We start from the raw sequence: 13,375 nt of genomic DNA on the forward strand, positions 1-13,375 counted from the left end.
GCCGGGAGGTACGACGCAGCGATGGCGCGGGTCGTCGCCGGTCAGCAGCGGCTCGTCACCCTCGGCCTCGAGCGCGGCGAGGGGCGCTGAGTGGTCAGGCGTGGAGGGTCGTCTGCGGCCGCGCGTGCTCGGCCAGCATGGCGATGCCGCGCTGGAGGCCGACCAGCATGTTGCCGGCGGCGAACTCCGAGGCCATCTCCAGGACGGCCAGCTCGACCTCGGCGTCGCTCAGGTGGCGGCGCACCTCGCCGCCGGTGACGACCTCGATGACCCGGCGGCGCGGGTCGGCGAGCACCAGCACGCTCCTGGCCGGCACCACGAGACGGTTGTGGAGCCGGGTGGCCCAGGCACGGGTGTCCTCGCCCTCGACGGGACCGACGTAGACGGAGAACTCGAAGCGGCAGGTCTGCTCGGCGAGACGGATCGTCTTGTCGAGGGCCAGCCGGTCGGTCTCGGTCAGCGCGTCACCAGCGGCCACTTGCGCCACCTGCCCGGGAGTCCACGCCGTCGGGCGCCGGCAGCTCGGCGACACCCTGCCGGGGTCCGCCGATCCACTGCGGCTCGCCGGCCGAGTAGTCGGGCAGCAGCTTCTCGCCGCGGATCATCACGGGCACGTAGACCGCGAGGGCGAGCAGTACGAACAGCAGCAACGGGATCCCGACGAACAGCCCGAGGGTGTGCAGGAAGTCGAGCTGGTTGTGCTCGGTCTGATCGCCCCAGCCCACGGGGACGTCGGCATGGGCCGGCGCGGAGAGCAGGGCGAGGACGACGCCTGCGGCCACGGCCGTGGCACGGCCCGTCCGGCGGGCGCGCGTGCTGCGGGACGAGCTGGAGGGGCTGACGTGCGTGGTCACGGGCAACAGGGTATCGCCCATACTGGCGGGCATGCTTCACCCCCTCACCACCCCGATCATGGCCATGACCGAGGTCTCCGGGAGCGAGACCAACCCCTGTGACACCGGAGAGGACCTCTGCAACCTCACGTGGGAGCAGACGGGCGACTCCACGCTGGCGACGGCCGCCGACTGGGTCGTCGGCAAGCCGTCCGCCCTCCTGGGACTGATCGTGATCGGACTCGTGGTCCGGTGGCTGCTCCACCGGCTCATCGACCGCATCGTCCGGAGGGCCGAGCACGGGATGCTGCCCGACCGCGTCAGCCGCGCCATCTCCGGCGGCCGGATGGGAGCGGCCCTGAACCTGCGCGAGGACCCCGGCTACACGCGACGGGCCCAGCGCGCGGCCACGATGGGCTCGCTGCTCAAGAGCATCGTCACCGGAGTGGTGCTCACCGTCGTCACGCTCATGTTCATCTCCGAGCTCGGCTACGACATCGGCCCCCTCATCGCCAGCGCCGGCATCATCGGCGTGGCCATCGGCTTCGGCTCGCAGGCGCTGGTCAAGGACTTCCTGTCCGGCATCTTCATGATCTTCGAGGACCAGTACGGCGTCGGCGACGTGGTCGACCTCGGTGAGGCCTCGGGGACCGTCGAGGCCGTGAGCCTCCGCGTCACCCGGCTGCGCGACGTCAACGGCACCGTCTGGTACGTACGCAACGGCGAGATCCTCCGCGTCGGCAACATGAGCCAGAACTGGGCGCGCACGGTGCTGGACGTGACGGTCGGCTACACCGAGGACCTGGTCACCGTGCGTCGCGTGCTGCAGGAGGTCGCGCACGACCTGTGGGAGGACGAGGACTTCAAGGGCCTCGTCATCGAGGAGCCCGAGGTGTGGGGCGTGGAGTCGCTCGGCGTCGACGGCATCGTCATGCGTGTGACTCTCAAGACCGCGCCGCTCGAGCAGTGGGGCGTGGCGCGAGAAATGCGCGAGCGGGTCAAGGCGCGCTTCCAGCACGAGGGCATCAACCTCGCTGTCGCGCAGCGGGTGATGTGGCAGCAGAGCGCGCCCTCGGCGGCCTCCACCGACCCGTCCGAGGAGGCGTGACCCCGGCCGGGGGTCCGTGGGGACCACGCGGGACAATCGGACCGTGACCGACACCTTCTACGACGAGATCGGCGGCGAGGAGACGATCCGCACGATCGTGCACCGCTTCTACGCCGGGGTGGCCGAGGACGAGGTGTTGCGGCCGCTGTACCCCGAGGAGGACCTCGGACCCGCCGAGGAGCGGTTCACGCTGTTCCTGATGCAGTACTGGGGCGGCCCCACGACGTACGGCGACACGCGGGGGCACCCGCGGCTCCGGATGCGCCACGCCCCGTTCCGCGTGACGCCCGACGCCGCGCAGCGCTGGCTGGTGCACTTCCGGGCCGGGCTCGACGAGGCCGGCCTCACCGAGGAGCAGGACGCCAGGTTCTGGGACTACGTGACCCACGCCGCCCAGTTCATGGTCAACTCGATGGAGTGACGGCCCCGACCATGTCGCGGAACTCCTCGGGGACCGGCGCCGGCCGGCCGCTCGCGCTGTCGATGCACACACCGACCACCTTCGCGCGGGCCAGCACGTCGTCACCGTCGCGGACGACGGACTCGAACACGACCGACGTGCTGCCGATGTGCGAGACCCAGGTCGAGCAGTCGTAGGCCTCGGCGCGGAAGAGGATCGGACGCCGGTAGTCGACGTCGGTCTGTGCGACGACGAGGTGGTAGCCCTGACCGAGCTCGCGGCCGCTCGCGACCATGAGCTGGATGCGCGCCTCCTGGAAGTACTCGAAGTACTTCACGTTGTTGACGTGCCCGTAGACGTCGACGTCGCTGAAGCGGACGTGGACCAGGTAGTGCCCGCCCGGCACGTCGACGACCTGGGGGGCGGCCGGTGGCCGCACCGGCTCGTCCGGCTCGAGCAGGCGGCCGAGCGACTCACGCTCATCGGCGTGCAGCCGGCGCGGCCGCTCCGTGGCGAAGACGTACGGGGTGAGCACCGTGCGCGCCCGGAGGAACACGGTGCGCTCCCCCGCCTCGTCCTCCTCGAAGACCTCGTAGGCCATCGTGAAGCTCGCGGCGCGGATCTCGGTGACCCAGCACTCGATCGAGACCGGCTCGAAGCCGAAGGTCAGCGAGGACACGTACGTCACCTCGTGCCGGACCACCACGACGCCTTCGGCCAGGTCCTCCGCACGACTGTCCGGGGCGTGGGTGCGGAACATGTCCACCCGCGCCTCCTGGAGGTAGTCGACGTAGGTGACGTTGTTGACGTGTCCGAGCAGGTCGAGGTCGGCCCATCGGAGGGGACAGCGATAGAGGTGCCGCACGCCCCGATCGTCGCAGACGCAGTCCTTCGGGGGGCGGCGGTGTCAGTCGGTGGCCGGGGAGAGGCGTCCCGTCGCTCCCGGCGGTCAGGCCGCGAAGTGCAGGCGGCCGTAGTAGGTGGGGATGGACTCGCGTCGGGCCACGCGGTCGCTGCGCGTCTCGCGGAGCGTGGCGGGCACGGCGACCGCAGCCAGGGCGAGGGCGGCCACGGCGGCGATGCCGACGACGACCATGAGGGCGATGATGACGGTGGGGTCGATGAGCTGCATGACTGGTTCCCTTCTACAGGTGTAGAACTTCTACGTATGTAGAAGAATACGCCGCACCCTCACGATCGCAAGTCGGGCCGGTAGTGTCCTGCGTCACCGTCGAACCGGGCCCCGGTCGGCGCCCGAGGAGGAGACCGTGAGCCCATCGCGCGAGGAGCTGTCGCCGCGTCGCCGGCAGATCCTGGCGGCGGCGACGACGGTGCTGGCGCAGCAGGGCAACCGCGGGCTCACCCATCGCGCGGTCGACCGCGAGGCGGGGCTGCCCGAAGGGAGCTCGTCTGCCTACTTCCGCACCCGCGACGCCCTGCTCCGCGCCCTGGGGGACGTCGTCGCGGACCGGCTGGCAGCCGACGTGGCCGCACTGGGTGCGCGGCTCGCGTCGTGCCCCGGCGACCACGAGCGTGCCGTCGCGGAGGTCTCCCGGCTCTTCTCGCGGTGGCTGGGCGAGCCCGACCTGCTGGCCGCCCGGCTCGAGCTGACGGTCGCCGCCACCCGCGACGCGGCCCTCGCCGAGCGCTTCACTCAGTGGCGTGACGACCTCGTCCGCACCGTGCGTGGCCTGATGGAGGCGACCGACGAGGAGGGGGGTGCCTCGGCCGAGACTCTCGTCGCCGCGCTGGACGGCGTCCTGCTCGCGTCGCTGCTGGTCCCCCAGCGGCGTCGTCGTGCCTTCGTCAGCGCGAGCGTCGAGCAGCTGCTGTCCGGGCTCGGACCCAACCCTGCGGAGACCTGAGCCAGGGTGCCGCACTAGGGTGCGCAGAGACCGTGCAACCGCCGAGTAACCGGAGTTCTCCATGCCCGAGGCAGTGATCGTTTCCGCAGCGCGCACCCCCATCGGCCGCGCCAACAAGGGCTCGCTCAAGGACTTCCGTCCCGACGACCTCACTGTCCTCGCCGTGCAGGCCGCGCTGGACAAGGTCCCCGACCTCGACCCCACCGCGATCGAGGACCTGCTGCTCGGCTGCGGGCTGCCGGGCGGCGAGTCGGGCAACAACATGGCGCGTGTGGTGACGACCCTCCTCGGCCTCGAGGTCCCCGGCGCGACGGTCACCCGCTACTGCTCGTCGTCGGTGCAGACGACGCGGATGGCGTTCCACGCGATCAAGGCCGGCGAGGGCGACATCTTCGTCTCCGCCGGCGTCGAGACGGTCTCGCGCTTCGCGAAGGGCACCTCCGACCACCTCCCCGACACCCGCAACCCGCTCTTCACGGACGCCGGCGCCCGCACCGCGGAGCTCGCGAAGGGTGGCCAGGACTGGCACGACCCGCGCGAGGACGGCCAGCTGCCCGACATCTACGTCGCGATGGGCCAGACCGCGGAGAACGTCGCCCGGCTGCGCGGGCTCGACCGCAAGGAGCTCGACGAGTTCGCGGTCCGCTCCCAGAACCTCGCCGAGAAGGCGATCGCCGACGGCTTCTGGGAGCGCGAGATCACCCCCGTCACGACGCCGGACGGCACCGTCGTCAGCACGGACGACGGCCCGCGCGCCGGAGTGACGTACGACGCCATCGCCGGCCTCGACCCGGTGTTCCGCCCCGACGGCGTCGTCACGGCCGGCAACTGCTGCGCGCTGAACGACGGCGCGGCGGCGGTCGTGGTCATGTCCGACACCAAGGCGGCCGAGCTCGGCCTCACCCCGCTGGCGCGGATCGTGTCGACCGGCGTCTCCGGGCTCTCCCCCGAGATCATGGGCCTCGGCCCGGTCGAGGCCACGAGGAACGCGCTGGGGTACGCCGGCATGAGCATCGGCGACATCGACCTCGTGGAGATCAACGAGGCCTTCGCCGCCCAGGTCGTGCCGTCCTACCAGGACCTCGGCATCGACCTCGACCGGCTCAACGTCAACGGCGGCGCCATCGCCGTGGGCCACCCCTTCGGCATGACCGGGGCCCGCCTGCAGAACACCATGCTCAACAGCCTCGACTGGCACGACAAGTCCACCGGTCTGATCACCATGTGCGTCGGCGGCGGGCAGGGCATGGCGATGATCCTCGAGCGGCTCTCCTGAGCCATTCGGGCCCCCGCCCGCACTAGGCTTGCCCCATGACCGGGACGGGGGAGCCGCGATGGCTCGACGACGACCAGCAACACTCCTGGCGCGCCCTGATGATGGGGATGACCCTCCTCGAGGAACGCCTCGACGACGACCTGCGCCGTGAGTTCAGCATGTCGCTGACCGAGTACGAGGTGCTCGTCCGGCTGTCCGAGCGACCCGGCCGGGCGATGCGGATGGCCCAGCTCGCCGACGCCATGGCGCACTCGCGCAGCCGGGTGACCCACACCGTCGCCCGCATGGAGGCGGTCGGCTACGTCACCCGCGGCACGACGCCGGAGGACGGGCGCGGCGTCGTGGCGACCATGACCGAGAAGGGCTACGACCTGCTCGTGCGCGCCGCGCCGTGCCATGTTGAGAGCGTGCGACGCAACATCCTCGACCTCGTGCCGGCCGAGGACTTCGCCGCGGTGGGCCGGGTCTTCGACCGGGTGTCCGACCACCTGGTCAATCGGCACCCGGAGTCGGAGCTCCGCACCTCCTGACCCATCACCGTTGAACGGGGGCTCGCGGTTGGCTGCTCGACTCAGTCGCGGGTGAGGCGGCGGTGGGTGACCCGGTGCGGGCGCGCGGCCTCGATGCCGAGCCGCTCGATCTTGTTCTCCTCGTAGGCGGCGTAGTTACCCTCGAACCAGAACCACTGGGCCGGGTCCTCCGCGTCGCCCTCCCACGCGAGGATGTGGGTCGCCACGCGGTCGAGGAACCACCGGTCGTGCGAGGTGACCACGGCGCAGCCGGGGAAGTCGAGCAGCGCGTCCTCGAGCGAGGACAGGGTCTCGACGTCGAGGTCGTTGGTGGGCTCGTCGAGGAGCAGCATGTTGCCGCCCATCTTGAGCGTCAGCGCGAGGTTGAGGCGGTTGCGCTCACCGCCCGACAGCACCCCGGCCTTCTTCTGCTGGTCGGGGCCCTTGAACCCGAACGACGCGACGTAGGCGCGGCTGTTCATCTCGAAGTTGGCGACCTTGATGAAGTCAAGGCCGTCCGACACGACCTCCCACACGTTCTTGTTGGGGTCGATGCCGCCGCGGCTCTGGTCGACGTAGGAGATCTTGACGGTCTGGCCGACCTTCAGCGTGCCCTCGTCGGGCTCCTCCTGGCCGGTGATCATTCGGAACAGCGTGGTCTTGCCGACGCCGTTGGGGCCGATGACGCCGACGATGCCGGCGCGCGGCAGCTTGAACGACACGTCGTGCATGAGGGTGCGGCCCTCGAAGCCCTTCCCGAGCTTGTCGGCCTCCAGGACCACGTCGCCGAGACGCGGACCGGCCGGGATGTTGATCTCGGAGGTGTCGATCTTGCGCATCCGGTCGGCCTCGGCCGCCATCTCCTCGTAGCGCGCCAGACGGGACTTGCTCTTGGTCTGTCGGGCCTTGGCGTTGGAGCGCACCCACTCGAGCTCGCGCTCGAGGACCTTGGCGCGCTTGGCGTCCTTCTGGCCCTCGATCTTGAGGCGGTCCTTCTTGGTCTCGAGGTAGGTCGTGTAGTTGCCCTCGTACGGGTGCGCCTTGCCCCGGTCGAGCTCGAGGATCCACTGCGCGACGTTGTCGAGGAAGTAGCGGTCGTGGGTCACGGCCAGGACAGCGCCCGGGTAGGACGCGAGGTGGCCCTCGAGCCACTGGACCGACTCGGCGTCGAGGTGGTTGGTGGGCTCGTCAAGGAGCAGCAGGTCGGGCTGCTGGAGCAGCAGCTTGCAGAGCGCGACGCGGCGGCGCTCACCACCGGAGAGGTTGTCGACGAGGACGTCCGGCGGCGGGCAGCGCAGCGCGTCCATGGCCTGGTCGAGGCGGCTGTCGATGTCCCATGCGTTGGCGTTGTCGAGCTCGGTCTGCAGGTCGCCGGTCTCGGCCATGAGCGCGTCCTGGTCGGCGTCGGGCTCGCCCATCTCCATGTACGCCTCCTCGAGGCGCTTCATCTTGGCCTTGATCTCGCCGACGGCCTCCTCGACGTTCTCCAGGACGGTCCTGCCCTCGCTCAGCGGCGGCTCCTGCTGCAGCATCCCGACAGTCGCGTCGGGGTCGAGGATCGCGTCGCCGTTGTTGGCGTGGTCGAGCTGCGCCATGATCTTGAGCAGCGAGGACTTGCCCGTGCCGTTGGGTCCGACGACGCCGATCTTGGCGCCGTGGAGGAACGAGAGGGTGACGTTGTCGAGGACGACCTTGTCACCGTGGGCCTTGCGCACGTTGCGCAGTGTGAAGACGTACTCAGCCATGCGGGCGAGCCTACGGTGAAGCGCCCCTGCGCCGACAATCGCACCCGTCGACCGCGACGGGACTGCTCACGCCGCCCGGGCCGGCTGCTCGGCGACGCCTGCGTCGTCGACCGCCGGTGCGGCGACCGCGGTGCTCTCCGACGGGCTCGCGGGCACCGTCGCGGCGCTGGCCCGGGTGAGCACGGTGGTGCCGTGCGAGAGGTCGTGGCCCACCGCCGTGGCGACGACCTCGAAGGACGTCTGCGGCTTGCCGTCGCGCTCCCAGACGTCGGCCACCAGCCGACCGTGCACGACGACGGGGTCACCGCTGGCGAGCGAGGACGCGACGTGGCGGCCGAGACGGTTCCACGCCTTGACGGTGTGCCACGAGGTCGTGCCCTTCACCCACTCGCCGTCGCGGTATCGCGACGGGGTGCACGCCACCCGGAAGGTCGCGACGGCTCGTCCGTCGGTCAGCTCGCGGAGCGTGACGTCGCCGCCGATCCAGCCGGCCAGGGTGATCTGGGTGTCATTCATCGAGGTGCCTCCTGGTGTCCGCGGCAGCGGGCCCGCCGCGCTTCTCCAAGCCTCGGGGCGACGACCGACGCGGGCATGCCGGGCCGCCCGACCACTGTGGACAACCCGCCCCGGCACGTGGTTGTGGACGCGCGGTGGCTCGCGACCGCCGGTCATGCCCCTGCCGCGGTCGGGGCCGGGTCGAGGCCCAGGCCGACGCCCGGCCGAGGCGGCGTCCCGACCAAGAACTGCGGCCGCACGACTCGTGCAGCACCGCCGCGGTGTCGTATGGCCGCAGTTCTCCGTGGCTGGGGAGCGACGCACGGATATCCGGTGAGTCCAGCCGCAAAACTCAGCCCCACACAGGCCACCCGATCGCCAACCCAGCGACCGGCTCAGCGCAGGGCGGTGGCCAGCCCTTCGCGGACCGTGGCGTAGGAGGCGATCTCGGCCCGGATCGGCTCCACGACCAGCTCCTCGGAGACCTCGGAGATCGCGTCCCGCAGCCGCTTGTCGGCCGCACGTGCGCGCGACCTGGCCGTCAGCGCGACCAGCCACCGGCAGACCAGGGCGAGGAGCACGCCGAGGCCGATCCCGCCGAGCAGCAGCAGGGTGGGCAGCGGGAAGGCGCCGACCTCGGGCGTCGGCGGCTCGGGGAGCCTGGCGTAGGAGCCGAGGGCGAGCAGCGCGAGCCACCCGGCACCGACGAGCGCGGCGACGATGAGGACGTACTGCAGGACCCGCACGAAGCCGGCCCACACGGGGATCTTCGTCGCACCGAGGTCGGTGGCGGCGACGGCGCGGTCGAGGCGGTCGCCCAGGTCGGGCAGCCGGGACACCGAGGCCGCGCGCACCGAGCTCGCCCACGACGGCGCCATGCCCTCCCCCACCTGGTCGGCCAGGGAGCGCACCTCGGTGTCGACGCGGGCGCGCTGCACGCCGGTCGCCTGCGGCACGGACGTCCGCGCGGTACCGGTGAGCTCCTTGCCGGCGGCGCCGAGGTCGAGGTGGAGACGCTTGAGCGGGTCGGGCTTGAGCCGCGAGAACCACGCCGTGACGGGCCAGCCGGTCGCGCGGTTGGCGCGCAGCCGGGTCGAGTCGGCCACGGCCTTGACCACCGTCGGCACGCCGGCCGCGTCGGCGAAGGCGTCGTCGAGCGCGGCGACGCGCTCCTTCGACAGGGTGGGCACCTTGCCGGTGCCGGTCGCCGCCTCCAGGCGCTGGGCCGCCGAGCGCACGTCGGCCTCGAGCCGGGACCGGGTGACCTTCTTCTCCGCCACGCGCTTGGCGATCAACGCCCGCAGCTCCTGGACGCCCCAGCCCTGGCGGGCACTGACCGGCAGCACCGGGACCCCGCCCAGGCCGTCGGCCTCGAGCAGGCGGCGTACGTCGTCGACCATGCCGGCGCGACGGTCCTCGGGCACCGTGTCGATGTGGTTGAGCACGACCAGCATGACGTCCTTGTGCCCGGCGAGGGGCTTGAGGAACCGGTCGTGGATCGCAGCGTCGGCGTACTTCTGCGGGTCGAGGACCCAGACCATCATGTCGGCGAGCTGGACGAGCCGCTGGACCTCGAGGTGGTGGGACACCTCGGTGGAGTCGTGGTCGGGGAGGTCGAGCAGCACGACGCCGCGCATCTCGACGTCCTCGTCGGCCTTCGACAGCATCGAGTCGCGGGTGACCTGGTGGCGAGCGGGGATGCCGAGCCACTCCAGCAGCTCCTCGGCGCCCTGCTTGCCCCACACGACGGCGGTGGCCCACGACGTCGTGGGACGGCGTACGCCGACCGCGGCCAGCTCGAGACCGCTGAGAGCGTTGAACATGGAGGACTTGCCGGAGCCGGTGGCGCCGCCCAGCGCGACCACGGTGTGCTCGGCGGACAGCTTGAGCCGGCTCGAGGCGCGGGCGGCCACGGCGGTGGCGTCGTCGACCACCGCGTCGTCGACCCGACCGCGAGCCGCCTCGGCGGCGCGCTCGAGTCCCTCGACGCGCGCGCCGGTGTCAGAGCTCCTGGTGACCAGCTTCTTGGCCCCTTCGAGCAACGACGTCATGAGTTCCTCACCGTCCGAGTGGTGCTGCTGTGCGCCCCCAACCCTAGGGGGCGTGGCCCTCGTGCTCCGACACCCGGGGAGGCTCCTGCACCGGGGTTGCTGCCGCCTCGGGGGCGCGGCGGACCGAGGCGAAGCGCAGGTCGTCGACCCTGCGGGCGGCGGCGCGCATGCGCTCCGGCGTCTCGGGCGAGACCTCCATGGTGTCGAGCAGGTCGGTGTAGCGGCGGCGCTCGGCGTCGAGGAGGTCGCGCATGGACGCCTCGAGCTGGCGGCGCGCGCGCTCGGCGAGCGAGCGCACGGCCTGGTCGCCGAAGACCGCCTCGAGCAGCTTCTGGCCCAGGATGGCGGACCCGCCGGCGATGCCCGCCTCGGCGCCGGTGACACCCGCGGTGTGGGCGAACACCACCACCATCAGGGCCACGGACAGCCCGTTGACGCCGAAGGCGAGGAACCGCGCCGTCGAGCGCTTCTCGGCGCCCTCGGTGCGGACCATGTCGAGCACGTCGGACTGCCAGTCGCGCACCGCGCGCTCGGCGCGGCGGCGGAAGTCGCGGGAGGCCCGGCCGAGGTCCTCGCCGGCGTCGCGCAGCAGGATCTGCCCGGCAGCCGTGCTGCGCCAGGACGCCTCGGCGCGCTCGGCGGCGGCCTCGGCGTGCTCGAGGATGAGCGTCTCGAGGCCGGACTCGACCGCCACGGTGACCCGCTCGGCCTGTTGCGGCTTGCCCTTGACGGCGTTGACGACCCGGTCCCTGATCCAGCCGACCCGGGTCTCCAGCGAGCGGAGCAGCTCGCCGGTCCCGACGAACTCCTGCCAGCGCGCCAGGACCTCGCCGCGCAGCAGGGTGCCGTCGGCCGACGCCTCGCCGACCGCCGTCACGGCCCGGTCGTAGGCCTCGTTGGCGTCCTCGCGCAGGCGGCGTACGGCGTCGACCTGCTCGGTGGCGGCGTCGGCCACCGAGTGCGTACGACGAGCCAGCGTGCGGATCGCGCCGTCGAGGGTCTGCTGCACCACCGACTGGCGTGCCTCCTCGTCGTCGGCCAGCGCGCGGAGCCACTGCCGGATCTCCATCACCGACGACGAGGGCAGCAGGCCCAGCTCGGAGACCTCGCCCTCCTCGACGACGAAGAGCGGGGAGTCCTTCAGACCGCGGCTCGCCAGCATCCGGGCGAGGTGCGTGGTGATGGTGTCCACCGCCTCGGGCGGAGTGCGGTCGAGGACGATGGCGACGGCGGCCGAGCGGTCCGCGGCCTTGCGGAGGAAGTCCCACGGCACCTGGTCGGCGTAGCGGGCGGCCGAGGTGACGAAGAGCCACAGGTCTGCGGCGGCGAGGAGCTGAGCGGCCAGCACGCGGTTCTGCTCCTCGACCGAGTCGATGTCGGGGGCGTCGAGGACGGCGAGACCGGGGGCCATGACGGGCGACGGCACCAGCTGCAGCGCGGCGGGGTCGTTGGTCTGGCGGTCGACCCGCTCCAGCTCGGGCAGCAGGCGGTCCTGGCCGAACCACTTGGCGTCGTCGGGGTGGTGGACGAGCACCGGCGACCGGGTCGTGGGGCGCAGCACACCGGGCGTGGTGACGCGGGTGCCGACCAGGGAGTTGACCAGCGTCGACTTGCCGGCGCCGGTCGAGCCACCGACGACCGCGAGGAGCGGCGCGTCGAGGGTCATCAGGCGCGGGATGACGTAGTCCTCGAGCTGGTCGACCATCTCGGCGCGGGCGTCGCGCTGCTCGTCCGCTCCGGGGAGCTCGAGCGGCAGCCGTGCCTCCTGCAGGGCGCCTCGCAGGCGCACCAGCGCGGTCACCATGGCGGTCGAGGCGTCGGTGCTGCGCCGCTCCTCGGGAGCCTGGTCGGGGGCCTGGTCGGGGGCGTGGTCGGGGGCCTGGTCGCGGGCTTGGTCGCGGGCTTGGTCTGCGGTCCGGTCGTCGTCGTGGGTCATCGCGTGGGGACCACCTGTCCGGGGAAGGAGATGTAGGGGCGGATCCGACCGAGCTCCTCGACGTGCTCCTGTCCGCGCACGGAGAAGTCGGACGGAGCCGTGCCGCGCAGGTAGCGGTGGTGCAGGTAGCCGAGCTCGATGGCGGCGGCCTGGTACTCACGCATGGCGCGCTCCGCGAGCGGGCCGCCCCGGTGGCGCGCCCAGCGGCGGGCGTGCCTGCGGGCGCGCAGGTCGACGAGCCACGGGATGTCGGTGGCGGGCAGCAGCCCACGGTCGGCGGCGTCCTGCAGGGCCTGCGCGAGCAGCGGGCGCTCGGACCGGCGCCGGTAGACCGCGAAGGCGACGACGCCGAGGAACATCGGGAACATCAGCGTGCCGTAGACGACGAGGAAGTGGCCCGTGCCCGAGACGGTGGAGGAGTTCCAGACGCCGTGGAGGACGGCGGCCAGCACCAGGCCGGCCACGGGTGCGAGGAGTCGTACCCACGTCCGCCGCGAGGCGATCGCGAGGCCCACCCCGATGCCGACGAACGCGGTGAAGAAGGGGTGGGCGAACGGACTGATGAGGCACCGGACGATGAAGGTCGAGGTCAGCGCCGTGGTGCCACCGGGGCCGAGCCCGTCGGTGCCGTCGTAGGCGGCTGCGAGGTAGAGGATGTTCTCCGTGTAGGCAAAGCCGATGCCGACCATGCCGGCGTAGACAAGGCCGTCGAGGACGCCGTCGAGCTCGTGCCGGCGCCACCACAGGAGCAGGAACAGGAAGGCGCCCTTGGTGACCTCCTCGGTGACGGGAGCGACGGTGTTCAGCACGTCGCGCTCGGTGGCACCGCCCGCGAGGCCGAGGCCCTGGAACACGAGGGCCGCGCCGGTGGCGGCGAACGCGCCCCAGAGCAGGCCGGCGACGAGCAGGTTGCGGGGCTCGGGCTCGTAGCGGTCGAGCCACATGAAGCAGCCGACGAGCGGCCCGACCGGGACCGCCGCGAGCAGGGCCGCCAGCGCCAGCGAGCCGGGGGCGCCGGACAGCGCGACGACCACCGCCATGACCACCGCGCCGAGGAGCACCAGTGCGGCCACCACCACGGTGAACGCGACACTGTCGCGGCGGCCTCGTTGCATGGTCCGACCCTAACGGAGCAGCGCCCTCCCACCCGCCTTGCC

General features: G+C 72.0%; 14 protein-coding genes. 5 read left to right on the plus strand and 9 right to left on the minus strand.

The window, feature by feature from the left end; translation table 11 throughout:
* Nucleotides 1-94: 94 nt before the first annotated feature.
* Both ACFQW6_RS00555 and ACFQW6_RS00560 read right to left on the minus strand, forming a co-directional pair.
* Complete coding sequence (locus tag ACFQW6_RS00555; protein WP_378540240.1) at nucleotides 95-478, minus strand: DUF5130 family protein; 384 nt, start codon at nucleotides 476-478, stop codon at nucleotides 95-97.
* Nucleotides 465-854 (minus strand): hypothetical protein, encoded by a 390-nt coding sequence (locus ACFQW6_RS00560; RefSeq protein WP_378540241.1) that lies wholly within the window; start codon nucleotides 852-854, stop codon nucleotides 465-467. Before ACFQW6_RS00560 ends, ACFQW6_RS00555 begins: the two co-directional genes overlap by 14 nt.
* Before the next feature lie 31 nt (nucleotides 855-885).
* Between ACFQW6_RS00560 and ACFQW6_RS00565 the strand changes: the two genes are divergently transcribed.
* A complete protein-coding gene (locus tag ACFQW6_RS00565; protein WP_378540242.1) occupies nucleotides 886-1,941 on the plus strand; it encodes a mechanosensitive ion channel family protein in 1,056 nt (351 codons plus the stop codon).
* A gap of 43 nt (nucleotides 1,942-1,984) precedes the next feature.
* Entirely contained in the window at nucleotides 1,985-2,362 is a 378-nt protein-coding gene (locus ACFQW6_RS00570; RefSeq protein ID WP_378540243.1) for a globin, read from the plus strand.
* On the opposite strand, the gene ACFQW6_RS00575 is transcribed toward ACFQW6_RS00570, so the two are convergent.
* Both ACFQW6_RS00575 and ACFQW6_RS00580 read right to left on the minus strand, forming a co-directional pair.
* Entirely contained in the window at nucleotides 2,346-3,206 is an 861-nt protein-coding gene (locus ACFQW6_RS00575) for an acyl-CoA thioesterase (RefSeq protein ID WP_378540244.1), read from the minus strand. The genes ACFQW6_RS00570 and ACFQW6_RS00575 overlap by 17 nt on opposite strands.
* 84 nt (nucleotides 3,207-3,290) lie before the next feature.
* The gene (locus ACFQW6_RS00580) at nucleotides 3,291-3,473 is read right to left on the minus strand and encodes a hypothetical protein (protein ID WP_378540245.1); all 183 of its coding nucleotides are present in this window, start codon (nucleotides 3,471-3,473) and stop codon (nucleotides 3,291-3,293) included.
* A 136-nt stretch (nucleotides 3,474-3,609) separates the two neighbouring features.
* Here ACFQW6_RS00580 and ACFQW6_RS00585 point away from each other — a divergent pair, with 136 nt between their 5' ends.
* The 3 genes from ACFQW6_RS00585 (at nucleotide 3,610) to ACFQW6_RS00595 (ending at nucleotide 6,012) form a co-directional block, all read left to right on the plus strand.
* Nucleotides 3,610-4,206, plus strand: coding sequence for a TetR/AcrR family transcriptional regulator (locus ACFQW6_RS00585; RefSeq protein WP_378540246.1), 597 nt, complete (start codon nucleotides 3,610-3,612; stop codon nucleotides 4,204-4,206).
* Nucleotides 4,207-4,267: 61 nt separating this feature from the next.
* Nucleotides 4,268-5,482 carry an acetyl-CoA C-acetyltransferase gene (locus ACFQW6_RS00590; protein ID WP_378540247.1) on the plus strand — a complete coding sequence of 405 codons (1,215 nt, stop codon included), beginning with the start codon at nucleotides 4,268-4,270 and terminating at the stop codon, nucleotides 5,480-5,482.
* 35 nt (nucleotides 5,483-5,517) lie between these two features.
* Nucleotides 5,518-6,012, plus strand: coding sequence for a MarR family winged helix-turn-helix transcriptional regulator (locus ACFQW6_RS00595; RefSeq protein WP_378540248.1), 495 nt, complete (start codon nucleotides 5,518-5,520; stop codon nucleotides 6,010-6,012).
* 41 nt (nucleotides 6,013-6,053) lie between these two features.
* On the opposite strand, the gene ettA is transcribed toward ACFQW6_RS00595, so the two are convergent.
* The 5 genes from ettA to ACFQW6_RS00620 all read right to left on the minus strand — a co-directional run bounded on the left by ettA (nucleotide 6,054) and on the right by ACFQW6_RS00620 (nucleotide 13,333).
* Nucleotides 6,054-7,736 carry an energy-dependent translational throttle protein EttA gene (gene ettA / locus ACFQW6_RS00600; protein ID WP_378540249.1) on the minus strand — a complete coding sequence of 561 codons (1,683 nt, stop codon included), beginning with the start codon at nucleotides 7,734-7,736 and terminating at the stop codon, nucleotides 6,054-6,056.
* 66 nt (nucleotides 7,737-7,802) lie between these two features.
* A complete protein-coding gene (locus ACFQW6_RS00605; protein WP_378540250.1) occupies nucleotides 7,803-8,252 on the minus strand; it encodes a single-stranded DNA-binding protein in 450 nt (149 codons plus the stop codon).
* Between the two features lie 374 nt (nucleotides 8,253-8,626).
* Nucleotides 8,627-10,282, minus strand: coding sequence for a YfjP family GTPase (locus ACFQW6_RS00610; RefSeq protein ID WP_378540251.1), 1,656 nt, complete (start codon nucleotides 10,280-10,282; stop codon nucleotides 8,627-8,629).
* Between the two features lie 43 nt (nucleotides 10,283-10,325).
* Nucleotides 10,326-12,218 carry a dynamin family protein gene (locus tag ACFQW6_RS00615; protein ID WP_378540252.1) on the minus strand — a complete coding sequence of 631 codons (1,893 nt, stop codon included), beginning with the start codon at nucleotides 12,216-12,218 and terminating at the stop codon, nucleotides 10,326-10,328.
* The gene (locus ACFQW6_RS00620; RefSeq protein WP_378540253.1) at nucleotides 12,215-13,333 is read right to left on the minus strand and encodes a PrsW family intramembrane metalloprotease; all 1,119 of its coding nucleotides are present in this window, start codon (nucleotides 13,331-13,333) and stop codon (nucleotides 12,215-12,217) included. The genes ACFQW6_RS00615 and ACFQW6_RS00620 overlap by 4 nt, the downstream gene beginning before the upstream one ends.
* Nucleotides 13,334-13,375: the final 42 nt, after the last annotated feature.

The sequence above is a fragment of the Nocardioides sp. GCM10028917 genome, from assembly GCF_042666175.1.
In the GTDB taxonomy this organism is placed as follows: Bacteria; Actinomycetota; Actinomycetes; order Propionibacteriales; family Nocardioidaceae; genus Nocardioides.

Bases quoted from the DNA above. Each gene is read 5' to 3' on its own strand.
- ACFQW6_RS00565 (WP_378540242.1), top strand. From the start codon at position 886: ATGCTTCACCCCCTCACCACCCCGATCATGGCCATGACCGAGGTCTCC.
- ACFQW6_RS00620 (WP_378540253.1), bottom strand. From the start codon at position 13,333: ATGCAACGAGGCCGCCGCGACAGTGTCGCGTTCACCGTGGTGGTGGCC.
- ACFQW6_RS00580 (WP_378540245.1), bottom strand. From the start codon at position 3,473: ATGCAGCTCATCGACCCCACCGTCATCATCGCCCTCATGGTCGTCGTC.
- ACFQW6_RS00590 (WP_378540247.1), top strand. From the start codon at position 4,268: ATGCCCGAGGCAGTGATCGTTTCCGCAGCGCGCACCCCCATCGGCCGC.
- ACFQW6_RS00615 (WP_378540252.1), bottom strand. From the start codon at position 12,218: ATGACCCACGACGACGACCGGACCGCAGACCAAGCCCGCGACCAAGCC.
- ACFQW6_RS00605 (WP_378540250.1), bottom strand. From the start codon at position 8,252: ATGAATGACACCCAGATCACCCTGGCCGGCTGGATCGGCGGCGACGTC.
- ACFQW6_RS00610 (WP_378540251.1), bottom strand. From the start codon at position 10,282: ATGACGTCGTTGCTCGAAGGGGCCAAGAAGCTGGTCACCAGGAGCTCT.
- ettA (WP_378540249.1), bottom strand. From the start codon at position 7,736: ATGGCTGAGTACGTCTTCACACTGCGCAACGTGCGCAAGGCCCACGGT.
- ACFQW6_RS00595 (WP_378540248.1), top strand. From the start codon at position 5,518: ATGACCGGGACGGGGGAGCCGCGATGGCTCGACGACGACCAGCAACAC.